Raw genomic sequence first — 24,089 nt, forward strand, 5'->3', positions numbered from 1 at the left:
ACCATTCACCATTCACCATTCACCGGCTATTGCCGTTGCGCTTTACCTCTGAGCCTGGATTGTGATGAGCCGAGCGGCGGGTCAAACAGGAGGTGAGTGGCCACTCAGGGTTATGACCCAAAGGGCGTTCAGATGATTACAAGGGGAGTGGGCGCAATGGGAGCTGCTTTATCCCGGGTTTATCTGGCCAAAAATATCAAGACGGCGAGATAAGGGGGTTATCAAGGGGCAAAAATGGGGCGGAAGGATATCAAGGTTTTATCAAGATGGTGGTGCGGTTGATGTCAACTCACTGTTTTTAAATGGTTTTTATCGAAATTAATGAGGCAGCTAAAAAAGTTGCCTCATATTTTTATCCGTTAGCTGGTCTTTATGTTTTCCGGGGATGAGAGGCCTAGTCTGTGCCCATTCTTTGGCGGGGTGTTCCGCCAAAACTGTGTGACGACCCGACTTTTTATAGAACCGGAGATCTTATGTCCCTCGATACGAGCAAGAAGATTGGCCTTATCGCCTGTACAGGTGTGGTGGCCGGCAACATGATGGGAAGTGGCATCGCGCTGCTGCCTTCGGCACTGGCCACCATCGGCTCCATCTCTGTCTTTAGCTGGGCAATCTGTCTGGTAGGCGCCATGGGCCTCGCCTTTGTCTTCGCCCGCCTTGCTACCAAGAACCCGCAAGAGGGTGGCCCCATTGCTTACGCTGGCGAGATCTCTCCGGTGTTCGGTTTCCAGACCGGTGTGCTTTATTACCACGCCAACTGGATCGGTAACCTGGCCATCGCCATTACCGGCGTCTCCTACCTCTCGGTCTTCTTCCCCATTCTCAATAGCCCAATTCCGGCCGCCGCAGCCACCATCGCTGCCGTCTGGATCTTCACCTTCGTCAACCTGCTTGGCGGTAGCTGGGTGAGCCGACTCTGTACTCTGGGTCTGGTGCTGATCCTGCTGCCGGTGGTCGGTACTGCGGTGATGGGCTGGGGTCATTTTGATGCCACCGTCTACAGCCAGAACTGGAACACCACCAGTGGCAGCGACCTGCATGCGGTCATCAGCGCCGTGCTGATCTGCCTCTGGTCCTTCGTCGGTGTTGAATCTGCCGCCGTCTCTTCCGGCATGGTGAAGAACCCCAAGCGCACCGTACCGCTCGCCACCATGCTGGGTACCGGTATCGCGGGTATTATCTACATCCTCTCTACCCAGGTGATCAGCGGTATGTTCCCGGCCGGTGAAGTGGCCGCCTCCGGCGCCCCGTTTGCCATGGCCTCTTCCGCCATCTTCGGCAGCTGGTCTGCCCCCTTCGTCTCTGCGTTCACCGCCCTGGCCTGCTTCACCTCGCTGGGCTCCTGGATGATGCTGGTGGGCGAGGCGGGCAAGCGTGCCGCCAACGACGGCAACTTCCCGAAAATCTACGGCGAAGTGGACAAGAACGGCGTAGCCAAGAAGGGTCTGATCCTGGGCTCCCTCAAGATGACTGCGCTGATGGTGGGTCTGACCGCCTTCACCTCTCAGTCCGCCCACGCTGCTGATCTCTTCAACGTGCTGACCACAGATGCGGTGCTGCTGACCATGCTGCCCTACTTCTACTCCAGCATTAACCTGATCCGTTTTGAAGGCATGACCTCCCGCAGCATCGGCGCCATGATCTTCTCCGGTGTGGCCTGTGTCTTCTGTCTGGTGGCCCTGATGGGTGCCAAGGGTTCCAACCTTACCGCTACCTTCGTGGTGTCGCTCATCATCCTGATGTTCTACGCCAAAAAACTGGGTCTGCGTCAGCACGACGCCCTGCTGAACCAACAACCCAGCAACTGATTCCCCCTTTTATCTTCCGCGCGCTCTTCACTCACCATCCCTGATGGAGAGCGCCCCTTTACGTGTGGAGCATTACGATGAATATCATTGCCATCCTCAACCACCTCGGTGTTTTCTTTAAAGAAGAACCCATTCGCCAGCTGCAAGCCTCCCTCGAGCGCAAGGGTTTCGAGGTTGTTTATCCGGTCGATGTGGCCGACCTGCTGAAACTGATCGAGAAGAACCCCCGCGTATGCGGCGCCATCTTCGACTGGGACAAATACTCCCTGGGTCTGTGCAAGGAGATCCACGATCGCAACGAGAAGCTGCCGATCTTCGCCTTCGCCAACGACCAGTCCACCCTGGATATTCACCTGACCGACCTGCGTCTGAACGTGCACTTCTTCGAGTACCGCCTCGGCATGGCTGACGACATCGCCCTCAAGATGGGTCAGGCCACTCAGGAGTATCAGGACGCCATCCTGCCGCCGTTCACCAAGGCGCTGTTCAAGTACGTGGAAGAGGGTAAATACACCTTCTGTACCCCAGGTCATATGGGTGGTACCGCCTTCCAGATGAGCCCGGCCGGCAGCATCTTCTATGACTTCTACGGCCCGAACGCGTTCAAGGCTGACGTCTCCATCTCCATGCCGGAGCTGGGCTCCCTGCTGGATCACTCAGGTCCGCACAAGGAAGCCGAAGAGTACATCGCCCGTACCTTCAACGCCGATCGCTCCTATATCGTTACCAACGGCACCTCCACTGCCAACAAGATCGTCGGCATGTTCTCCGCGCCGGCCGGCAGCACAGTGCTGGTTGACCGCAACTGCCACAAGTCGCTCACTCACCTGATGATGATGAACGATGTGACGCCGATCTACTTCCGTCCGACCCGCAACGCCTACGGCATTCTGGGCGGTATCCCGCAGAGCGAATTCAGCCGCGACACCATCGCTGCCAAGGTTGCCGCAACGCCGGGTGCCCAGGCTCCCCGTTACGCAGTGATCACCAACTCCACCTATGATGGCCTGCTCTACAACACCGGCTTCATCAAGGAGAGTCTGGATACCCCGTACATCCACTTCGACAGTGCCTGGGTGCCTTACACCAACTTCAGCCCGATCTATGAAGGCAAGTGCGGCATGAGTGGCGAAGCCATGCCGGGCAAGGTGTTCTATGAAACCCAGTCCACCCACAAGCTGCTGGCAGCCTTCTCCCAGGCGTCGATGATCCACATCAAGGGTGACGTGGAGGAAGAGACCTTCAACGAAGCCTTTATGATGCACACCTCCACCTCGCCGCAGTACGGCATCGTGGCATCGACCGAGATCTCCGCTGCCATGATGCGTGGCAACAGCGGCAAGCGTCTTATCAAGGACTCCATCGATCGCGCCATCTCCTTCCGCAAAGAGATCAAGCGGCTGCGTGATCAGAGCGAAGGCTGGTTCTTCGACGTATGGCAGCCGGACAACATCGACATCGTCGAGTGCTGGAAGCTGGATCCGAAAGATGACTGGCACGGCTTCAAGGATATCGATGACAACCACATGTACCTGGATCCCATCAAGGTCACCCTGCTGACCCCGGGTATGGGTCGTGACGGCCAGCTGCTGGAGAAGGGCATTCCTGCCTCTCTGGTCTCCAAGTTCCTGGACGAGCGCGGCATCGTGGTGGAGAAGACCGGTCCCTACAACATGCTGTTCCTCTTCTCCATCGGTATCGATCAGTCCAAGGCGATGCAGTTGCTGCGTGCCCTGACCGAGTTCAAGCGTGGTTATGACCTGAACCTGACCATCAAGAACATACTGCCGAGCCTCTATCGTGAAGACCCGAGCTTCTACGAAGGGATGCGCATCCAGGAGCTGGCGCAGCGTATTCACGAGCTGACCAGCAAGTACCGTCTGCCGGAGCTGATGTTCAAGGCGTTCGACGTACTGCCGGAGATGAAGATGACTCCGCACGCCGCATGGCAGCAAGAGCTGGCCGGCAACGTGGTGGAAGTGCCGCTGCGTGACATGGTGGATCGCATCAGCGCCAACATGATCCTGCCGTACCCGCCGGGAGTGCCGTTGGTACTGCCGGGCGAGATGGTGACCAAGGATTCTCTGCCGGTGCTCGAGTTCCTCGAGATGCTGTGCGAGATCGGTGCCCACTACCCGGGCTTCGAGACCGACATCCACGGCCTCTATCGTCAGGCCGATGGTAGCTACACCGTCAAGGTGCTGCGTTAATCGACAGTGACAACAGTCGAAAGTGACAACAACGGGCCGCAAGGCCCGTTTTTCCCTCCGGAATTCCTGTTCTTATTGCGTGAGTTGCCAACCATGAAGCGAGTGCTCTCCATTCAATCCCACGTAGTCTTTGGCTGTGCCGGCAACAGCGCCGCCGTTTTTCCCATGCGTCGCCTTGGGATCGAGGTGTGGCCGATGAACACGGTGCAGTTCTCCAACCACACCCAATACCGCGAAGGCTGGCAGGGGATGGTGATGCCAAGCGGCCATATCCATCAGTTGGTAAACGGCCTGGCGGAGATCGGCGTGCTGGCCGAGTGCGATGCGCTGCTGAGCGGCTACCTCGGCTCGGCCGAACAGGGGGAGGAGATCCTAGCGGCGGTGGCCCGGCTCAAGGCGCTCAATCCGGCCGCCCTCTATTTTTGTGACCCCGTGATGGGTCACCCCGACAAGGGGTGCATAGTGGCACCCGGCGTCGCCGATTTTCTGAAAAACCGGGCACTGGCCTGCGCCGATATGCTGGCCCCCAATCTGCTGGAGCTGGAACAGCTCACCGGCCGCGATATCCGCAATGTGCCGGAGGCCATCGAGGCGTGCCAGCAGTTGCGCGCGCAAGGGGTCAAGCTAGTGATGGTCAAACATCTGGGCAAGGCCGGTTTTGCCATGGACCGCTTCGAGATGCTGCTGGTGTGCGAGGAGGGAACCTTTCATCTCTCCCGCCCGCTCTACCCTTTTGCCCGCCACCCCATCGGGGTGGGGGATCTGCTGAGCGCCACCATGCTGGCCAATCTGCTGGCGGGTTGTACCCCGGTAGCGGCGTTCGAGCTTACCAACGCCAGCGTTGATGCAGTGCTGGCTCGCACCTGGCTGGCGGGGGCCTACGAGCTGCAACTGGTGGCGGCCCAGCACGAGATGGCGCTGCCGCAGGTCTCCATCCGGGCGACCCGCCTCTGAGCTGGTTACGCCAACAGCAGAAACAACAAAGCCCTGATCATCAGGGCTTTTTACATTGCAGATTCGAGGAGAGGGCTTAGTCCTGCGGGCTTTTGAGCGCCTTGACCACATCCTCTTTGGGCTCCAGCTCCTTGACCTGATTGAAGATCTCCAGCTCCCCTTGCGGAGTGACGGTGTAGGCATCGGCATCCTGATAGCTGCCGCTGCCCGCGCTCTCGATGATGACCACCAGCTCGGGCTGTTTGTCGCCATTCAAATCGACCAGTTTCAGCTCCCGGATAAAGCCGTTGCGAGCCATCACCTTGCCATCCTGAAACTCATCCAGTGGAAACTGGGCGTTCTGGCCCGAATAGAGCCGCACGTCATAGCTGCCGATGGAGGCGGGCTCACCGGCCCCCTGCTCCACCCGGATCACCTGCCCGGAGGGGAGGGTTAGCTGCTTGCTAAATCCCTCTTCGGCTTGTGCTTGTGCCGCCAGCGGCAGGGTCAGTAGCCCCGCCATCATCAATGCTCTGTTCATCTTGCAACCTCTTGCTCTCCCTTGAGTGCGGGCTCCCGGGGAGCCCGCCGTGATGTTGCTACCAGATCTTCACCCGTTTCTGGGGCGGCAGATAGAGTTTGTCCCCCGGCTGGATGTTGAATGCCTCGTAGAAGGCGGGAATGTTCGGCACCACGCCGTTGACCCGGTACTCGGGGGGCGAGTGGGGGTCGGAGCGCAGCAGCATCTGCATCAGCTCGGGGCGATACATCCCCTTCCACACCTGCGCCCAGCCGAGGAAGAAGCGCTGTTCGCCGGTGAAGCCATCCAGCACCGGCGCCTCCTTGCCATCCAGTGACAGCTCGTAGGCTTTGTGGGCGATGGTGAGACCGCCCAGATCGCCGATGTTCTCCCCCAGGGTGAACTGGCCGTTGACGAACTGGCCGTTGATGGGCTCGAAGCGGTTGTACTGGGCCACCAGACGGCTGGTGCGAAAGCGAAACTCCTTGAGATCTTGCGGCGTCCACCAGTCGCGCATCATGCCGTCACCATCGGATTTGGCCCCCTGGTCATCAAAACCGTGGCCCATCTCGTGACCAATGACCCCGCCGATGGCGCCGTAGTTGACCGCATCATCCGCCGTCATGTCGAAGAAGGGGGGCTGCAAGATGGCCGCCGGGAAGACGATCTCGTTGTTGCTCGGGTTGTAGTAGGCGTTCACTGTTTGCGGCGACATGTGCCACTCGTCCCGGTCGACCGGCTTGCCGAGGCGCGCCAGACTGTCTGCATATTCAAAGGCTTGCGAGCGTTGCAGGTTGCCCACCAGATCATCCGGTTTGATGGTGATGGCGCTGTAATCCTTCCACTTGTCGGGGTAGCCGATCTTGGGGCGGAACTTGGCCAGCTTCTCGAGTGCCTGCGCCTTGGTCTCGGGCGACATCCAGTCGAGTTCCTTGATGCTCTGGCCGTAGGCGGTGCGCAGGTTCTCCACCAGCTGCTCCATCCGCTCCTTGGCCGCTGGCGGGAAGTAGCGGGCCACATAGAGCTGGCCGACCGCTTCACCCAGATGATCGTTCAGCACCCCGAGCGCCCGCTCCCAGCTGGCGCGCTGCTTGGGGGTGCCGCTCAGGGTGGTGCCGTAGAAGGCGAAGTTGGCGCGGTCGGTCTCGCTGTCGAGATAGGGGGCGTAGTCGGTCAGCAGTTGCCACTTGAGGTAGGCCTGCCAGTCGGCGATGGGGGTCTGGGCCATCAGCTGATCCAGCACGCTCAGATAGGTTGGCTGACCGATAATGAGCTCCGGCTGGGCCGCAATGCCCGCGGCGTTCAGATAGGCCTGCCAGTCGAGATGAGGGGCGAGCCGTGCCAGTTCGCTGGCGGGGCGCTTGTTGTAGTTCTTCTCCCGATCCCGCAGGGCGACGTTGTCCCACTGGATGGTGGCGAGCCGGGTTTCGAGGGCCAGAATCCGCTTGGCCTTGCCGCTCGGGTCAGATTCGCCGAGGCGGCTCAGCATGGCGGCGATATGCTGCTGGTACTTCTGGCGCAGGGCCTGACTGTCGGGATCCTGCTTGAGGTAGTAGTCCCGACTCGGCAGCCCCAATCCCCCCTGATAGAGGTAGACCGCATAGCGATCGGGGGCCTTGGCATCGGCACCAACCCAGATGCCAAACGGCGCACCGCCGCCTATGCGGCCTGACTGGGCAAAGGCGCGGGCCAGCGCGGCCTGATCACCGATCCGGTCGATATCGGCCAGCGCCGGTGCCAGCGGGGTGAGTCCCTTGGCATCTCGGCCTGCCTGATCCAGATAGCTGGCGTAGAGATCGCGGATCTGCTGGGTCGGCGTGCCGGTGGCGGCCTCCTGTGTGGCCAGCCCCTCGACCAGCACCCGCACATCGGCGAGGGATTTGTCCCGCAGCATGTAGAAGGCGCCATCGGCGGGACGATCGTCGGGGATCTTGGCGGTGGCGAGCCACTTGCCATTGACGTAGCGGAAGAAGTCATCGCCGGGTTTGACCTGGGTATCCATATTGGCCAGCGCCAGCCCGGAGTGTTTGGGGGAGTCTTGCGGTGCCTGACTGCAGCCAGCCAGCAGGGCCAGTCCAATCAGGCCGGCCAGTAAGCTTTTCTTATTGTTCATCTTGTTTGATTCCAATTCGGGTTGTTTGCTTCCCTGCCCAGCTTCCTTGCTTTAACCAGATAGGTGACGCCTGGTGGAGAGGGCGGGCGAGCCTCACTCTAGCAGCAGGGTTGCAGCTTGATAAGCCCGACTCTGCTAAGATCGGCCGGTCCGTTTTGGGGAAGCCTATGATTTCTCATCTTTATTCTCGCTTTTGTCAGACTCTGCCAGCGCCGGAAGGTTCCACCGGTCTGCTGGTGGCCTTCAGTGGCGGCCTCGACTCCACCCTGCTGCTGGTGCTGGCGGCGCACTATGCCCGCGAGCACAGCCTGCCGCTGCGCGCCCTGCACGTGCACCACGGCCTCAGCCCCCATGCCGATGAGTGGGTCGCTCATTGTGAAGCCGTGTGTCAGCAATTGGCGGTGGAGCTGCTGGTCGAGCGGGTGACTCTGGCCCGCGGCAATGGCGAGAGTCTGGAGGCGCAGGCCCGCACCGCCCGTTACCAGCGGCTGACTGCTAGGATGCGGGAGGGGGAGTGGCTGCTCACCGCTCACCATCAGGACGATCAGCTGGAGACCCTGTTGCTGGCCCTCAAGCGCGGCGCCGGTCTGCGTGGCCTGGCGGGGATCTTGCCAAGCCAACCCTTTGCCGGCGGCCTGTTGCTGCGGCCGCTGCTCGATATCAGTCGCGCCGAGCTGGCCGAGGCGGCAGCGAGCCTCCCCTTTGGCTGGGTGGAGGATGAGAGCAATCTGGACGTGAGTTATGACCGCAACTTTTTGCGCCAGACGCTTATCCCCCAGCTCAAGGCGCGCTGGCCCGCCATGGCCCAGACTGCGGCGCGCAGCATGGCACTGTGCGCCGAGCAGGAGGCGCTGCTGGAGGAGCTGGCCGAGTGCGACTGGCAGCTGGCGGGCGAGGGGGAGGCGCTCCATATCGGCCCGTTGCACGCCCTCTCACCGACCCGGCGCAACAACCTGCTGCGCTACTGGATCCGCCGTCAGGGGGGCGAGATGCCATCCCGCGAGCAACTTGCCCGGTTGTGGCAGGAGGTTGCGCTGGCGCGCGGTGATGCCAATCCCCGGCTCAACTGGGGGCACCAGAGCTGCCGCCGATTTCAGGAGCGACTCTATCTGGTGAGCCCTGATCTGCAACCTTGTCATCAGGTATTGCCGCTGACCGTGGGCGAGCCGCTGACCCTGCCGGACGGGGTGGGCGAGCTGGTGGTGCGCAGGGCGGAGCACGACGAGGATCTGCTGCGTGCCCCCCGGCCGGACGAGCCGCTCTCGGTGCGTTTTCAGGTGGCGCCCGGGATCCCCCTCAAACCGGTAGGGCGAAGCGGCAGTCGGCGGATGAAAAAGCTGCTGCAGGAGTATGGCGTGCCTTCGTGGCAGCGGGGACGCATCCCCATCCTCTACTATGGTGAGCAGGTGGCGGCGGTGGTGGGGCTCTTTGTCTGCGAGGGGTTTATGGCGCAGGGAACCGGGTTGGTCTGTCACTGGCAGGAGCGCGGTGCTGCCCCTATCTTGCTCGCGCAGGATCTTGCCTGAGGTGAGCTCGGTGTGAGGGGGGATTAGCCCCAAAAAAGAAGCTCCGGTCACATGGCGCGCATGTGCCGGAGCAAAGAAGAGTTCGGGGCTACTCGAGCAGGCCTGCTTTGCCGGCTTTTTTACGGGCGTAGAGGTGGTTGTCGGCCGCTTCATAGAGGCTCGGCACATCGATACCGGAGTGCCAGCTGGCGGCGCCAAGGCTACATCCGACCGAGAAGGTACTGAGCTCCTTGTGGGTCAGCAGCATGTGTTGCAGGCGAAGCCAGACCGGGCGCCACGCCTCGGGTTCTGCTGGCTGCAGCAGCAGGGCAAATTCATCACCCCCCAGCCGGAAGGCTTGATCCGTGCTGCGGATGCACCCCTTGAGCAGCTGGGCAAAGCGGCTCAACACCAGATCCCCCACCGGATGACCCCAGGTGTCATTGATCTGCTTGAAGCGATCAAGATCCAGCAGTACCAGCACCAGACCGTGATGCTCACGGTTGTGCTGCTCGATGGCGCGACCGATAGCCTCGTCAAAGTAGGAGCGGTTGCCAAGACCGGTCAGGTGATCGAGCCGGACCAGCTGATCCAGTTTCTCCAGCCGTAGATAGAGCGGCAGCAGCAGGCAGAGTAGCTGATGGTATTGCATTAATACCCGTTGCTGGCTACCACTGAGTGGTTGCTCCAGCTCATAGTGGAGCTGGCCCAGCAACTGGCCATGCTGACCGCGCAGCTCGAACGGATAGTTGTGCAGGTTGAGGGTGGCCAGCGGCGGGTGCTGGATCAGCACATGGGGCTGGCCACAATCGAGGTAGAGGCCGTGGATCCTGACAATTCTTGCCGCACGATCGGCAAAAGTTGTCAGCAGACCGCCGAGATCGCTCTGCCCCAACAACTGCTCGAGCAACTGGTTGCGTTCAACGCTGGGCAAGGGCGTGAGCCGCTCCATCTGGCGAACCCACTGCTCGATGCCATGGCTAAAGCCATTGAGTGACGACGTATTTTCCATGGTCTTCCACCTGTGTACCTGACTACTGCTCACCCTTTCCTAGCAATTGGCGTGCCCAATATATCTTTTCTGCCCGCCAGTGCGACTGGTCAAAGTTAAGTCGATAAAAAAGAGGTGAAAATTTGTACGTCGATTGATTGATGCAGTTGTTCGTCGCCGCTCTGTTGGCGGCAACTTGCGGCAACTTTTTGGCGCATGGGTGTGCCGGTGACAGATTAATTCGGTTTGGCGTGGTGATGACGTCGAAGCGTGATGCTGGCAGGTTGGCAGGTTGGCAGGTTGGCAGGAGGTTGTGTGCTTTCGCGGCTGACGACGGCTCACTCCCGTTTTGTTGTTATCGACTCGATATCGAGGAAGGCGGCAACGCGTTCTCGCTCTTTGAGGGCATCCTGATAGCCCAGCTTGATCAGTTGCTGGCAGTAACCGGGATAGAACATCAGGAAACTGGCCAGACTGCTGGTCTCATCCCCTTTGACCCCGAGAACCCGTAGCAAGCGGCGCAGATGCAGTGGTAATTTGCGCAGATAAGGTAACGCAATGGCATCGAGGTCCTGACTCGGTTTGAGTACGCAGGTCTCTACCCGCTTCAGTTTAAGCTGTCTGCGCTCTCGCTCGGGGATAAGATCCAGGGTCTGGTTGATGCGCCACAGCCGTTCCAGATCGGAGTTGAGAGTGTCGGTAAAGACAGTATCCAGCAGATGACTGGCAATGTTGGAACTGGTGATATGGGTATGGTGGCGGGCCGATATCGAGTGAGCGGGCGGATCCAGGGTGATCAGCAGGATCCGCTCCGCCCCCAGATGGATGGCGGGGCTGAGCGGGCTTAACTGGTGGATGGATCCATCGCCGTAGAACTTCTCGCCGATATGGGTGGCCGGAAAGACAAAGGGCAGCGCCGAGGAGGCGAGCAGATGCTCCGAGGTGAGCAGGGTGCGCACCCCGCGCCGTCTGGCTCGCTCCCAGGGATGGTGGTCGGCCCGCCCCTGAAAGAAGGTGGTGGAGAGGCCGTCATCGTAATCCGACGCCGTGATGGCCAGCGCCTCCAGACTGCCATAGAGAATATTGTCATCGATACGGTGATAGTCGATGAGCTGATCCAGCAGGCGGCGCAATGGCGCGTTGTCAAAGAGGTGAAAGGCGTGGTTGGTATCGGGAGTGATCAGCCCTGCCGACCCTTCGTAGAGCAGTCGCCACAGCAGTCGACCGGGGTGAAAATCGAAGATGTGGTGCGTCTCGAAGCGGCGCCATACCCACTCCAGCTTGCGTACCCCCAGATGAAAACAGGAGGCGTAGCAGGCCAGCGCGGTGACATTGATGGCCCCTGCCGAAGTGCCGCACAAGATGGGAAAAGGGATGCCGAGATTGCGCGGGTAGAGCTCCGCAATCGCCTTGAGGGCGCCGACCTGATAGGCGGCGCGAGCACCGCCACCGGTGAGCAATAACGCTGTATTGGGTCTGGCCATATGCTGGCGCCTTATGGTGTTCTGACAATAATGTTCCCACTGACAAATTAACTATAAGGCGCTGTATCAAATATAAAAACGGGTGCTCGCCCATTTTTTTCATGGCCCCCTGTCACAGGACCCGGTGAGTAGGTTCCGGCCGCGCCAGCTGATCGAAGGCGGCGAATACCGGGGCGCTGGCGAGGATGCGACCGTGGCCCAGACCCCGGGTACTCACCAGCAGGGTATGGCCATCCTGGCTGGCCCGCAAGGAGTCGCCGTGGGGGGCAAATCTGTCCTCCTCGTCGTGCACGATTATCGCCGCGCCGCTGCGACTGGCGAGCCGCCCCAGCGGATCGACCGTGCTCAAGGGGTGCTGGTACTCCTGCTCAATCTCCTTGACCACCGCATCGAACAACCGGATCGAGTAGCCGGAGCGCGCCACCATGCCGTAGAGCTGAGGCACATAGTCGAGTACTGGCGAGACGAGCAACAGCGGCAGCTTGTCGATACCCGGCTGACGGCTGGAGAGGGTGACGGCGCCCCCCATGCTGTGGGCGATGACTCCGTGCAGCGGACCTGTTTCGCTGATCAATTTGGCTGCTAGCTCGTCGAAGGCGCGCACGAAGCGGGGCAGGTGGCCGGTGTTGCCTGCACTCTGGCCGTGGGCCGGATGATCGTAGGCAATGGCGGTGAACCCCTGTGCGGCGATATGGCTCATCAGCGGATAGAACTGGCTGGCGCTGCCGGACCAGCCGTGCATCAGCAGCCACAGTGGACCCTGACCGAGCCGATAGCTCATCAATACCCCTTCGCTGGTATGGACGGCCTGCTTCACCAGACCGGCAGGCTCGTGGCCATTCCGCTGGTTGCGCTGGGGTGTGAGCAGCAACTTGCTGGCGGTGCGCTTGGCATGGCTGGGGGCGAGTCTGTGGTGCAAGCGGGTGCCGATCCCCAGCAGCCATTTGCTTGGGCTGAAGCGGCGGGTGTTGAAGTAGATCTTGCTGCTCATGGTCATCCTGTGGTTTTTGTATGCGAACGGTCGTGCTTTTTTATCGGTTTTTAAAAATTCGTGTTGAACGGATGCCAAAATATCAGCGCCAGCTGCTCAGCAGCGCGTCCACCTCGGGCCAGAAGTGGCGGGCCGGATCCTGACACAGTTCGAGATCGTTGAACACCTGATCCGCCAGATAGAGGCCATAGAGGCGGTAAACGGCGCGCCAGGGATCCATCTCCTGTCGCCACTCACCAGCGGCCTGCCCCTGCACCACCTGACGGGCCAGATAGTCGAGCCAGAAGCGCACCAGTTGCCGGGCGGCTTGCTGCACCTGGCTCTTTTGCTCATGGCCATCCTGCACCGAGGTCCAGGCGTCGAGGAACATGCAGCGTCCGGCAAAGCAGTGGTTCCACGCCTGCCAGGCGCGCAGCAGGGCGATCAGCTTGTCGTGCTGGCTCTGGTGCTCCTGCTGGCGTACCGGCTGGATCACCCGTAGCCGAAACACCTCGGCGGCGTACTCCAGCACGGCGATCTGCAGATTGTCGCGGGATTGAAAGTGGGCAAACAGGCCGCTTTTCGACATCTCGCAGGCGCTGGCCAGCGAGCCGATGGTCAGGCTCTCCAGCCCTTGCTGGCTCGCCTGCTCGAAGGCAGTCTGCAAAATGGTTTCCCGGGTCAGGCGCCCTTTACTCATCGCTATCTCCTCGTTGGCGCTGGCAGCATAAAGTACGATCGTGCTAATTGTCGAGCAACAAATAGCCAGCATGGCTGGCCATGTCGTCTCCCGCGTGTCACTGCGCGCGGATTTCAGCTCTCCCTGATATCGAGCTGTTGCAGGGCGATCACCGCTTGAGTGCGGTTCTTGACCCCCAGTTTTCTGAAGATGGCGGTGATATGGGCCTTGATGGTAGCTTCGGAGACATTTAGCTCCCAAGCGATCTGCTTGTTGAGGCTGCCATCGCGCAGCATGATCAGCACCTTGTATTGCTGGGGGGTGAGGCTGGCCAGCTTGCTGGCGAAATCGGGGCCATCTTCCGATTCAGGATGGAGCGAGATGCCTTCCGGCACCCAGTTATCCCCCCCGATCACCGTATTGAGGGCGTTGACCAGCTCCTTCATCGGCACCGACTTGGGAATAAAGCCGAGCGCCCCGAGCCGCAGCACCTGCTGGATGATGGCGGGGTCTTCCGAGGCGGATACCACAACGACCGGCAGGTCGGGATATTGGCCGCGCAGGTGAGCCAGTCCTTCAAAGCCGTTGGCACCCGGCATCTTGAGATCGAGCAGCAGCAGGTCAACCTCGGGGTGCTCACCGAGCAGATTGGTCAGGCTGTCGATGGAGTCCGCTTCCAGCAAATGGGCATCGTTGATGGCCATGTGCACCGCTTGGTAAAGGGCGCCCCGAAACAGGGGGTGGTCATCTGCGATGACGATGGTAAATGGGCTGTCCATATCTCGGTTAATGACTCACATTGTTGCTAACTGATTGTTTTGAAAAATCAAACTAGCATCGCTCATCGGGAGGGTCAAACCTGCCGGTGTGCAAATGTGAAGCAACCATAGGTGTGTTGCTATCAGGCCAGACTGGCAGTGCGCCTGTTATCTGGTTAATGAGAAATGAAAGGGGGGAGCACTCGGCTCCCCTCTCTGCTGCTGGTCAATGTGGCTTAAGGGTTACTTCTGCCGGCCGGCAAAGACCACCACCACCTTGTCATCCCCCTTCTCCCGCACGAAGGCGTAGGGGGCATCCGAGAGTTTCTGGTGGCTGCCTGCCGCGATGGCCGGGTGGGCGGCGCGGAACTGGCCGAGCCGCTGCCAGTGTTTGACCAGCTCAGCCTTGTCGCCGCTGGCCAGCTCCTGCCAGTTCATGTCGGAGCGCAACGCTTGATCGAACACCCCGCCATCCTTGGCCAGCCCGCGACCTGACTCGTCACCGTAGTAGATCTGGATGCCCCCCGGCAGCAGCATAAAGCTGTTGGCGACCCGGCGCTGTAGCGGCACATCCTGATAGTCGCCAAAGAACAGCTTGGTATCGTGGGAGCTGATATAGCTCAGCACGTTGAACTCGGGATCCTGGTTGATGCGGCTAGCGTAGCTGGCATAGGTGGGCTCTGCGCTGGCCATGCACTGGGCCTGGGGCAAGGCGAACTCGCGCTGATAGTCGAAGTTGATCAGCGAATCGAAGCCGTGCTGATACCAGAGATCTTTGGCGACCCCGTGATCCCACACCTCACCCACCATATAGAACGGCAGGTCATCGAGGGCCTTGTCCGGGTTGGCGGCCTTCCACTCCTTGAGCGCCGCGGTGGCCGCCTGCTTGAGCCTGGCCCACACTTCGGGCTCCAGATGTTTGACGGTGTCGGCGCGGAAGCCGTCGATGCCAAAGCGGCGCACCCAGTCGGTGTGCCAGGCGATGAGATAGTCGCTCACGGTAGCGTCGGGTATCGCCTTGGCGAGGGTATCCTTTTTCGCTGCCAGCAACGGCGGCAGCCCTACCGGTTTGGTCGATTCGGTGAGAAAGTCCGGCAGCCCCGCCACCGTGCCGGTGACGTCGTCGGTACCGGGTTGCGGGTAGCCGGGCAGACCGGCGCGCACCCAGTCACCACTCCACCACTTGTTCCACGCGGGTGATTGATAGTCGATGAACTGGTTGTAGCCATGCCAGTTGAGGCCGCCGCTCGGGCGCCACTGGTTCCAGACGGTTGGCAGTTTGCCGCTGTTTTGGGTCAGCTCGGTGAGCCCCAGATCCTGCAGATCCGCCAGGGTGGCATAGCCTGCGTGGTTCATCACCACGTCGAGGATGATCCGCATGCCGCGCTTGTGGGCCTCGTCCACCAGGGTTTTCAGGCTCTCCTCGTCGCCGTAGTTGGGGTCAATCTTGGTGAAGTCGAGCGCCCAGTAGCCGTGGTAGGCGTAGAAGGGGAAGTTGCCCTGCTCACCACCGCCGATAAAGCCGTGCACCTGTTCCACCATGGGGGTGATCCAGATGGCGTTGATGCCGAGCTGCTTGATGTAGTCGAGCTTCTCGGTGAGCCCCTTGAAGTCGCCGCCATGCCAGGTGGCGACTTCGTCCTGACCATCCTTCTGGCGACCGAAGCTGTGATCGTTGGTCGGGTCGCCGTTGTGGAAGCGGTCGGTCAGCAGGAAATAGACGCTCGCCTGATCCCAGCTGAAAGACGCTGGCTTGGCGGCCTGGACCGGCTCGAGTAGCAGCAGGCCACCGCTCTCCTTGCTCGGGGTCAGGCTAAGCTTGCCGTCTTTGACCACAGCTTCCTGTCCCGAGTAGGCATCCCGCAGCCGGGTGCCATCGGGCCAGACCCCTTTAAGGGATACAGTGACCGGGCCGCCATCCCAGCTGATGCAGGGCTCTTGTGGTGGCTGGCGCTTGAACTCGCTCTTCTTGGTCGCCCGCAACACCTTCAGGCTGGGGGTATCCGGGTTGAAGGTGAACTCGTAGTCTCCCGCCAGCATCACCTTCAGATTGAAGTCTGTCCCCTTGCTGCATTTGTCCATGGGCTGGGCGGTGCCGAAGGGGAGCGGCTTGCTCTCGGTCGGGCCAAAGCTGGTACCGCAACTGTTGTCTGCGTCGCTGATGCGGATCTGGTGGCTTCCCTTGGCCAATGGATGAGTCAGAGTCACAGTGCCTTTATCCAGCGCGATCGGTGTCGCGACCGGCTGCCCATCCACATAGAGGTGCACCTCGGCCGCCTGTGCCAGCGGGGTAAACAGCGGGCTGGCCAGCAAGGCAAGCCAGAGGGGAGAAGCGGGGTAAGAGAGACGCATAAGCCATTCCTTGAGCAAGAGTAATCGGACCAGATCCCGTCAGAGGGGCTCATTCTAGGAGGCCTGATGGCTTGCTTGGACAGGCAAAATGCTGATTTGTGAACTCAGTTCAAATGGTTACGTTTTCAAGCCAGGAAAAGTGTGAGCGAGGTGTCACCCTCTCACAATCGGGCTCATAAAAAAGCCGGTCGGTTGACCGGCTGGAGGAGGCGGGCAGGTCGTCAAACTGTGAAAAACTTGTAGTTGACGAAAGCGACTGCGATGAAGGAGGCAACCATGCCGCTGATGCAGAGCACAGCCGGGCGGATGGCGGGCCAGCGATGGGTTAGCAGAATAATGGCCAGCAGGGTCGGGTAGAGCCCGAACATATAACGCGGCATGGCGTTGAGGCCGGTCATCAGCGGAATGGTGCAGCAGATAAACATCAGGGTCGCTTCGGCCCAGCGCTTCTGGCTAAACAGGTAGCCGTTGAGGCACCAGCCGAAGATCACCATGATGGAGAGGTAAGCCTTGCGACCGCCCAGTTCGAAACCAGTGAGCCACCAGTCCAGTGGGCTATCCATGTAGCGACCCCAGGCCACCTGAATGTGCTTGAAGGCAAAGGCATCGCCGGTCAGGTGATAGAGGTAGACCATATAAGCAAACAGGCCAAACGGGATCATCCAGAGGGTGAACACCACCTTGAAGGCGCGCTCGGTAAAGCGGAAGAACTCTCGCCAGCCGTAGGCTTGCAGCGCCAGGATCAGCACCGGGAAGACCATCATCACCCCCAGGTTGCGGGTGGCGGAGAGACAGACCCCCAGCACGGCCACCATCAGCCACTGCTCCCGATAGGAAAACAGGAACATCCCCAGCATCAGCGCCATGAACATCGACTCGGTATAGCCTGAGACGAAATAGGCGGAGAAGGGGGAGAAGGCGAGCAACCAGACGCCGAAGCGGGCAGTGTCATCACCCAGCTTGAGCTGGCGCAGCACCAGCAGCATCAGCGGCAGGCTGATGAAGAAGGCGATATTGGTCACCAGCATCAGGCCGATCAGACTCTCGACGTTGAGCAGGGTGGAAAGCGAGCCCGCCAGCATCGGATAGAGCGGCATAAAGGCCCAATTGGCCGCGTTACCCTTGCTCAACCAGCGTGGATAGAGATCGTAGCCGTTTTCGATGATGCGTTGGAACCAGACGCAGTCGAACTGGCAGTAAGCCTGCAGCGGACCTATGTCGGGGGAACCATAGAGTTGGACACCGAAGTAGCCCATGCCATACAGCGCCACCCGACTCAGCATGAAGGCGGCGATGATCATCAACCAGTCACGGCCGCTGATGCGCAGTGACGGGCGATAAGGGAGTGCAGCCCCGGTTAGCGGGGCTGTATTGGTCATATCATTCATCAGGCAAAAACCCAGACGCGAGAGAGAACGTAAGTGAGGATGGTCACGGTCAGGGTGGCAATCACCACTGGCAGCAGACCGGAGAGTCCGGCAAACAGCAGGCCGCTCAGGATCAGGTTACGCACCGCCAGCGAAAAGAGGGCGACCAGCAGAAACTTGCTGGCGGCTCCCTGCTTCTGGAAGGTGATGTAGCGGTGACCAAAGAAGGAGAACCAGAACGCGATGGCAAAGGCCAGGGTGGTGACCAGGTGCTCCGAGATGGCGGGCCAGGTATGAAACAGGGCGATGGAGGTACCCAGATCGACGAGGGTCGCCCCCCCGCCGACAAAACCGAAACGTACCAGCCGCCAGCATTCCTCGCGGGAAATCATGGCGCAGCTTGCTCCTGTTGCTCTTGCGGATGGCTTGCTGTTTGCGCTTTGGCTGCATCCTGCCTGGCATACTGGCCATAGACCCCTTCAATGAGGTAGACCGGACGTTGCTTGATCTCCACGAACATGCGGCCGATGTACTCGCCGATGATGCCGAGCGACAACAGCTGGATGCCACCGAGGAACAGCACCGCGGACATCAGGGAGGCGTAACCGGGCACATCGATACCGAAGAAGACCACCTGAGTGACGATCTTGAGGATATAGAGGAAGGCGACGAAGGAGACGCCGACACCCACATAGCTCCAGACTCGCAGCGGCCAGCTGGAAAAACTCAGCAGACCGTCCAGGGCGAAGTTCCACAGTTTCCAGTAGTTGAATTTTGTCTCACCGGCGTGACGAGCGGGGCGCTCGTAGGGTACGCCAACGGCACGGAAACCGGCCCAGGCAAACAGACCCTTCATAAAGCGGTTGCGCTCCGGCAACTGCTTGATCGCCTCCACTACCTTGCGATCGATTAGACGGAAGTCACCGGCATTTTCCGGCAGCTTGGTGCTGGTGGAGAGGGCGTTGAAGAAACGGTAGAAGCCACCGGCGGTGAGGCGCTTCATGGGGGTATCAGCGCTGCGATCGACGCGGATGCCGTAGACGGTGTCATAGTCACCGCTCTGCCACAGTTTGACGAACTCCAGGATCAGGGCAGGAGGGTCTTGCAGATCCACGTCCATCGGCACCACTGCATCCCCTTTGGCATGATGCAGGCCGGCGGTCAGCGCGGCTTCTTTACCGAAGTTGCGGGCCAGGTTGACCAGGGTCACGCGGGGATCACGGGCGATGGCTTGCTCGACCACTTCACGGGTGCGGTCACGGCTGCCATCATTGACGAATACAATTTCAAGCTGGTCTTTCAGCGGGGCCAGTTCGTTGTCAATCGCGTTGATGAAGGCATCGATGCTCTCTTCCTCGTTATAAACGGGAACGACCAGAGAGAGTCGAAAATCTGGATGCGACATAAGAACGTCCTTAGTATGGGATAGTTGTTTTTATTAAACGGCAATCAGGGCAAGGATCACTGGGCTACGGTCAAACGTACCGACTGGACATTGATGGGGGTCGGTGCCGAAAGCGCCAGAAAATTGGGGTGCTTGGGGTCTGCCGTGAGCGAGTCACCAGGCAGGTTGAGACGGATTTCGTTGATTCCCGCTTTGGCCAGTTTGACCGTGGTGGTGAAGTCATGGCCAAGGGCAATCTTCAACAGGGCGCCCGCTTCCGGGCTATTGATCCGTGCATGTACCGTCATCTGTTCCGGATTGGCCGCCTGTTTGGGCAGCACGAAATAGAGGCCGCCTTTACCAGTCAGCTCGGTACCCGCTTCACTGGGCTTTTTGGCCCAACCTTCGCTGGAGAGAAAACGGCTAGGCTTGGTCAGATTCAGCTCGTTACCAGGCTGATAAGTCATGCTGGAGTTATGCTCCCAGAAACGGGTTTTACCCTCCATGTAATAGAGGCGGTAGGCAAGGCTCACATTGGGATGAGCAGCCAGATAGAGGGTGTACAGATAAAAACCGCTTAACGCCAGAATGGCAGTCAGAAAACCGAACTTTTTGTACGTCATATAACTCTTTACGCCTGACAGAGTGGGTAGGCCGATGTCGCGCCTATGCTAATCCAATTGCAAAAAAAGCATAGTGGATCACAAAAAAAAATTTGGTTATATATTAACCCTTCTCACCCCGTTCTAAAGGTGACCAGCTCCCGTCAAGGAGAGTGGGGAGCTAATCAGGGTATTGCTACGTCATTTTCTTGCAGATGCCATGGTCATAAGGCCTTTATCGCCATTTGGCTGGTGGCGGCATATGATGAAACCTCTTATTCGTCAAGGATGACATATGAATTGGTACACCTGCGTTCTGTTGTTTTCACTATGGGGACCAAAGGTCTTTGCCAATGTGATGTGTCCCGAGCCCATTCGGGTCGGTTACGATAACTGGCCTCCCTACCATTATTACGATGCCGATTCACCGCAACAGGTGCGAGGTTATGCCGCTGCGGTGCTGACGGCCGTTCTCACTTCGATGCACTGCCAAGTCAACTATGTGGAGCTGCCCTGGAAGCGGGTACTGCACGAGATGGAGTATGGTGGGATCGACATGGCGATGGAGGCGAATATCAACGAAGATCGCGCCCGTTATGCCTGGTTTTCCGACTCCTACAACCCGGGACGCACCTTGCTGTGGGTCCGCAAGGGCAGCCACTACAATGAGGAGGACCTGGCTAGCTGGTTGGCCAAGGGCTATTCCCTCGGCGTCACCAAAGAGTACTTTTATGGTGATGAAGTGATGTTACTGCTCGCTCGTTATGCCAAGCAGGTGAGTGCGGTGAGCGATAAACAGAATGTCGCGAAGCTGGCCCGCGGGCGTATCGATGGCTTTCTGGGTGACGCGCTGGCAACGCCGAGCACTCTTGAGAAGGAGGGGATGAGCGGTCAGTTCACCCATCACCCCATGGTGGTGTATGAATCGCCAAGCTTTTTTATGTTGAGCAAGCGCAGTTTTTCGCTGCAGTTCTTGCAACAGTTCAACCAGAAGTTGGCCGCATTAAAAGGGACGGATGCCTATGACATTATCTGGCAACGTTATGCCTCCGAGCGCTAGCAAAGTGTTGGCCGTTCACGCATCATGAGCGGCCTGAGCATCGGGTCTGCCTGTCAGGCTCGGCAGAGTGAACAAACCGTTTTGAGGTATCCATGGGGATGAAGTATTGGCTAGCCCTTGCCAATCTGGTGTGGCTGGGATGTTTGCCCGCTGGCGCGGTACATGCAACCCAAGCACAAGTCGTAGTGGCGGCCAATGAAACCGGCCATGACTGGTATCAGGGCCGTCAGGCCGAACAGGCCCGTGCCGAGCTGGAGCAGCAGTTGCAAGAAGCGGTGCTGGCTCAGCTGCATCCCGATTTTTTCACGCTGTGGAAGCGCCTGCAGGCCACCTCTGCAGACAAGCGTGGGGCCATCTATGACGACATTTTTGCCAAGTTGAGCCGTTTTCAGCACCTCTGGCGGGGGATGGACCTGGTCTCTCGAGAGCAGATGAAGACCCTCAAGCTCGATTTGAATCACCCGGCGGCCAGCCAGCCAAGTGATGATGACCTGCTCACTCAGGTGAAATCCCTGCGCCCCCAGGTGGCAGAATACGAGGCGGTGCGAGCCAAGGTGCACAAGCTGCTGGCGATGCCGATGGCCAACCAGTGGCCGACCCTTGATATGCCGACTCTGCGCGCCGGAGATAGCTCAGCTGAACTTGGTCAGATCCGTGCCATGCTCAACGAGCTGGGCGATAGCGCCCCAAGTCATGGTGATCTGATTTACGATGGCGATACCGAACAGGCCATTAAACAGTTCCAGCGTCGTCATGGCCTCACCGCGGATGGCATCATTGGCCGCCAGACCCGTTCCTGGCTCAATACCGGCCCCCAAGTACGCGCCAGTTTGCTGCTGCGCAACCTATGGCGGCGTGATCTGGTGGATCACCTCTCCAGCGGGCGTTATGTGCTGGTCAATATTCCTGATTACCGGTTGAGCGTAGTGCAGTCCGGTAACGAGGTGTTCAGCAGCCGGGTTATTGTCGGCAAGGAGGATCGGGCCACCCCTATTCTGGCCAGCGAAATTCGCTCCATCGTGCTCAACCCCTCCTGGCATGTGCCGCGCTCCATCCTGAGCAAGGACATTCTGCCCAAGCTGGGGCGTGATCCCGCCTATCTCAGTCGTGAGCAGTTCGAGGTAATCGACAGCGAGGGCAATCCGGTCCAGTTTACCGAAGAGGGGTGGTATCAGGCACTGGCCGCCGGTTTCCCCTATCGTTTGCGGCAAAAACCGGGTGACCACAATGCCCTGGGTCGTTATAAATTCTATCTGCCCAACAATGACGCCATCTATCTGCATGCTACTTCGCGTAAAGGCTTGTTCGAGCAGGGGGCGCGCGCCTTCAGTTCGGGCTGCATCCGGGTGGAACATGCGGACGATCTGGCCGAGCTGCTGTTGGCAGACTCCCGTTATCAGCCGGACAAGGTGGCCAATATCCTCAAAGAGAGTCAGACCAAATGGTTGCCGCTCACCACGCCAATTCAGGTCTTTACCGTCTACTGGAGTAGCTGGCTTGACGAAAATGGTCGCCAGCAACTGCGTAATGACATTTATGGATTTGATCGGGTCAGCTTTCAGAGTCGCCTGTTGTGATCCTCCCCACAGAGTGAGAAGCCCGGCCTGCGGCGGGCTTTTTCATGACCGCTTGTGGTTTGACAGCGGTGGATGTGAACGGTAGTTTCAAGCGCCAGAACCAATTGTTTCGACCATTTCACCTTATATTGCGATGGACCTATCAGGGATGCTTGATCAAGAGATAAGTCGACGTCGTCTGTTGCTGGGAACCGGTTGCCTGCTGGGCAGCTCGCTGCTCTCCTTCCCGGCACTGGCCAGCCGCAGTACCACCGGACGTGAGCTCAGTTTCTTCAATCTCAATACCGGCGAGCGGGTGCGCGCCAGCTATTGGGAGAATGGCCACTATCTGAGCGATGGCTTGGCCGAACTCAACCACATCTTCCGCGATTATCGGCGCAATGAAGTGTTCAATATCGACAAGAAGCTGTTCGATCAGCTGTTCTTGTTGCAGCACAAGCTGGGCCGGCGCGGCGAAATTCAACTTATCTCCGGCTATCGCGCCCCGGCCACCAATCGCCAGCAGCGCCACAAGAGCCGCGGTGTCGCCAAACGTAGCTACCATACTCTTGGGCAGGCGGTGGATGTGCGGATCCCCGGCGTGCAGCTGGCCCATCTGCGCAAGGCGGCGCTCCAGCTCAAGGTTGGCGGGGTTGGTTACTATCCCCGTGATAACTTCGTTCACCTCGATACCGGCCCTGCTCGCAGCTGGTAAAGGGGTTGGCAAACTGCCAAGATCTTCCCACCAGAGAGGAGATAGCGATGAACAAGATAGTGATTGGCGGCCTGATTGCCCTGTTGTTGGCCGGTTGCAGCAAACTCAACCGTGAAAATTACGACCAGTTGAAGATGGGGATGAGTTATGCCGAAGCCAGCGCCATCCTTGGCAAGGCGGAGCGCTGTGATGATGCACTGGGCACCACCAGCTGTATCTGGGGCGGGGAAGGGAAGAACATCAAGATCCGCTTTATCGCCGACAAGGCGACCTTCTTCAGCTCGGAAGGAATTAACTGAGTCACTCAGTGCCCATGAAAAAAGCGCCAGAAGGCGCTTTTTTGTTGCTCGCAATCCAACCTGCCTTGCCAGAAGCTGGCGTACTTAATGGGCTGCGTACTGGTAGTTGAAGGTAGGCAGTCCCCACTTGAATCGTACCGCCAGCAACCGTAGCACGAAGCCAATTCCGATAGAGCCGAAAGCCGCCCAGTTGGTCGGCAAGCCCTGATCCAGCGCCAGACAATAGAGCGCAGCTGTGATCAGTGAAATGGCGGCATAGAGCTCGCGGCGAAACACCAGCGGAATGCGCTGGCAGAGCAGATCCCTGAGCACTCCGCCGAAGGCCCCGGTCACTACCGCCATGATGCAGGCAATACCGGCACCATGGCCCATCTCCAGTGCTCGGGCGGCGCCGAAGATGGAGAAGACCACCAGTCCCAGCGCATCGAGGGCCATGAACAGTTTGCCGAGATAGCGCATCAGGGGGGCAGAGACCACTCCCGCCATCGCTGCCGCGGCAACCAGCAGCACATATTCGGGATGCTCAACCCAGAGCAGTGGATAATGGCCGAGCAGCACATCGCGAATGGTGCCACCACCGATGGCCGTCGCCGAAGCGATGATTACCACCCCAAACAGATCCATCCGTCGCCGACCCGCGGCCAGCGCGCCGGTCATCCCTTCGGCCACCAGGCCCAGCAAGAAGAGTGCATGTAACATGAGATATCCCAGGGAACGAGAAAGGCCAGAATCCTACCAACTCGTGTTATATGGGACAAGCGATCGAATACATGCATTAATTTA

21 protein-coding genes are annotated in these 24,089 nt (G+C 59.4%); 8 read left to right on the forward strand and 13 right to left on the reverse strand.

Going from position 1 to position 24,089, the window contains the following annotated elements:
- Nucleotides 1-473: 473 nt before the first annotated feature.
- The 3 genes from cadB (at nucleotide 474) to pdxY (ending at nucleotide 4,972) form a co-directional block, all read left to right on the forward strand.
- Nucleotides 474-1,808: a cadaverine/lysine antiporter gene (gene cadB, locus BN1117_RS01465; RefSeq protein WP_040094342.1), complete on the forward strand. Its 1,335-nt coding sequence runs from the start codon at nucleotides 474-476 to the stop codon at nucleotides 1,806-1,808.
- A gap of 77 nt (nucleotides 1,809-1,885) precedes the next feature.
- Nucleotides 1,886-4,018, forward strand: coding sequence for a lysine decarboxylase CadA (locus BN1117_RS01470; RefSeq protein ID WP_040094343.1), 2,133 nt, complete (start codon nucleotides 1,886-1,888; stop codon nucleotides 4,016-4,018).
- 93 nt (nucleotides 4,019-4,111) lie between these two features.
- Complete coding sequence (gene pdxY, locus BN1117_RS01475) at nucleotides 4,112-4,972, forward strand: pyridoxal kinase PdxY (protein WP_040094345.1); 861 nt, start codon at nucleotides 4,112-4,114, stop codon at nucleotides 4,970-4,972.
- Between the two features lie 76 nt (nucleotides 4,973-5,048).
- On the opposite strand, the gene BN1117_RS01480 is transcribed toward pdxY, so the two are convergent.
- Together BN1117_RS01480 and BN1117_RS01485 are read right to left on the reverse strand one after the other, a co-directional pair.
- Nucleotides 5,049-5,492, reverse strand: coding sequence for a PliI family lysozyme inhibitor of I-type lysozyme (locus BN1117_RS01480; protein WP_040094347.1), 444 nt, complete (start codon nucleotides 5,490-5,492; stop codon nucleotides 5,049-5,051).
- A 58-nt stretch (nucleotides 5,493-5,550) separates the two neighbouring features.
- Nucleotides 5,551-7,584 carry a M13 family metallopeptidase gene (locus BN1117_RS01485; protein ID WP_040094348.1) on the reverse strand — a complete coding sequence of 678 codons (2,034 nt, stop codon included), beginning with the start codon at nucleotides 7,582-7,584 and terminating at the stop codon, nucleotides 5,551-5,553.
- A gap of 167 nt (nucleotides 7,585-7,751) precedes the next feature.
- On the opposite strand from BN1117_RS01485, the gene tilS reads away from it, so the two are divergent.
- Complete coding sequence (tilS, locus tag BN1117_RS01490; protein WP_040094350.1) at nucleotides 7,752-9,110, forward strand: tRNA lysidine(34) synthetase TilS; 1,359 nt, start codon at nucleotides 7,752-7,754, stop codon at nucleotides 9,108-9,110.
- Between the two features lie 88 nt (nucleotides 9,111-9,198).
- Here the strand turns inward: tilS and BN1117_RS01495 are convergent, their stop codons facing one another.
- From BN1117_RS01495 to BN1117_RS01540, 10 genes are all read right to left on the reverse strand, one after another.
- Entirely contained in the window at nucleotides 9,199-10,101 is a 903-nt protein-coding gene (locus tag BN1117_RS01495; RefSeq protein ID WP_040094351.1) for a GGDEF domain-containing protein, read from the reverse strand.
- 317 nt (nucleotides 10,102-10,418) lie between these two features.
- On the reverse strand, nucleotides 10,419-11,564 hold the full coding sequence (locus BN1117_RS01500) for a patatin-like phospholipase family protein (protein ID WP_040094353.1): 1,146 nt from the start codon (nucleotides 11,562-11,564) through the stop codon (nucleotides 10,419-10,421).
- Nucleotides 11,565-11,676: 112 nt separating this feature from the next.
- Complete coding sequence (locus BN1117_RS01505) at nucleotides 11,677-12,555, reverse strand: alpha/beta hydrolase (protein ID WP_040094355.1); 879 nt, start codon at nucleotides 12,553-12,555, stop codon at nucleotides 11,677-11,679.
- A gap of 82 nt (nucleotides 12,556-12,637) precedes the next feature.
- Entirely contained in the window at nucleotides 12,638-13,234 is a 597-nt protein-coding gene (locus BN1117_RS01510) for a TetR/AcrR family transcriptional regulator (protein WP_040094358.1), read from the reverse strand.
- 113 nt (nucleotides 13,235-13,347) lie between these two features.
- On the reverse strand, nucleotides 13,348-13,992 hold the full coding sequence (locus BN1117_RS01515; protein ID WP_040094359.1) for a response regulator: 645 nt from the start codon (nucleotides 13,990-13,992) through the stop codon (nucleotides 13,348-13,350).
- 222 nt (nucleotides 13,993-14,214) lie between these two features.
- Nucleotides 14,215-16,323, reverse strand: a complete 2,109-nt coding sequence (locus tag BN1117_RS01520; protein ID WP_040094361.1) for an alpha-amylase — start codon at nucleotides 16,321-16,323, stop codon at nucleotides 14,215-14,217.
- A gap of 221 nt (nucleotides 16,324-16,544) precedes the next feature.
- Nucleotides 16,545-17,711 (reverse strand): membrane protein, encoded by a 1,167-nt coding sequence (locus BN1117_RS01525; protein ID WP_040094363.1) that lies wholly within the window; start codon nucleotides 17,709-17,711, stop codon nucleotides 16,545-16,547.
- Nucleotides 17,711-18,082 (reverse strand): GtrA family protein, encoded by a 372-nt coding sequence (locus tag BN1117_RS01530; protein ID WP_040094365.1) that lies wholly within the window; start codon nucleotides 18,080-18,082, stop codon nucleotides 17,711-17,713. Before BN1117_RS01530 ends, BN1117_RS01525 begins: the two co-directional genes overlap by 1 nt.
- Nucleotides 18,079-19,095, reverse strand: coding sequence for a glycosyltransferase family 2 protein (locus BN1117_RS01535; RefSeq protein ID WP_040094367.1), 1,017 nt, complete (start codon nucleotides 19,093-19,095; stop codon nucleotides 18,079-18,081). Before BN1117_RS01535 ends, BN1117_RS01530 begins: the two co-directional genes overlap by 4 nt.
- Before the next feature lie 56 nt (nucleotides 19,096-19,151).
- On the reverse strand, nucleotides 19,152-19,697 hold the full coding sequence (locus BN1117_RS01540) for a hypothetical protein (RefSeq protein ID WP_040094369.1): 546 nt from the start codon (nucleotides 19,695-19,697) through the stop codon (nucleotides 19,152-19,154).
- A gap of 274 nt (nucleotides 19,698-19,971) precedes the next feature.
- Between BN1117_RS01540 and BN1117_RS01545 the strand changes: the two genes are divergently transcribed.
- The 4 genes from BN1117_RS01545 (at nucleotide 19,972) to BN1117_RS01560 (ending at nucleotide 23,306) form a co-directional block, all read left to right on the forward strand.
- Nucleotides 19,972-20,736, forward strand: a complete 765-nt coding sequence (locus BN1117_RS01545) for a substrate-binding periplasmic protein (protein ID WP_040094371.1) — start codon at nucleotides 19,972-19,974, stop codon at nucleotides 20,734-20,736.
- Between the two features lie 92 nt (nucleotides 20,737-20,828).
- Entirely contained in the window at nucleotides 20,829-22,313 is a 1,485-nt protein-coding gene (locus BN1117_RS01550) for a L,D-transpeptidase family protein (protein WP_040094373.1), read from the forward strand.
- 148 nt (nucleotides 22,314-22,461) lie between these two features.
- The gene (gene mepK / locus BN1117_RS01555; RefSeq protein WP_040094374.1) at nucleotides 22,462-23,007 is read left to right on the forward strand and encodes a peptidoglycan L,D-endopeptidase MepK; all 546 of its coding nucleotides are present in this window, start codon (nucleotides 22,462-22,464) and stop codon (nucleotides 23,005-23,007) included.
- A gap of 47 nt (nucleotides 23,008-23,054) precedes the next feature.
- Nucleotides 23,055-23,306 (forward strand): hypothetical protein, encoded by a 252-nt coding sequence (locus tag BN1117_RS01560; RefSeq protein ID WP_040094376.1) that lies wholly within the window; start codon nucleotides 23,055-23,057, stop codon nucleotides 23,304-23,306.
- A gap of 84 nt (nucleotides 23,307-23,390) precedes the next feature.
- Here the strand turns inward: BN1117_RS01560 and BN1117_RS01565 are convergent, their stop codons facing one another.
- The gene (locus BN1117_RS01565; RefSeq protein ID WP_040094378.1) at nucleotides 23,391-24,005 is read right to left on the reverse strand and encodes a trimeric intracellular cation channel family protein; all 615 of its coding nucleotides are present in this window, start codon (nucleotides 24,003-24,005) and stop codon (nucleotides 23,391-23,393) included.
- Between the last annotated feature and the right edge of the window lie 84 nt (nucleotides 24,006-24,089).

Origin of the sequence: Aeromonas australiensis, from assembly GCF_000819725.1 — a bacterium.
GTDB classification, from domain to species: domain Bacteria; phylum Pseudomonadota; class Gammaproteobacteria; order Enterobacterales; family Aeromonadaceae; genus Aeromonas; species Aeromonas australiensis.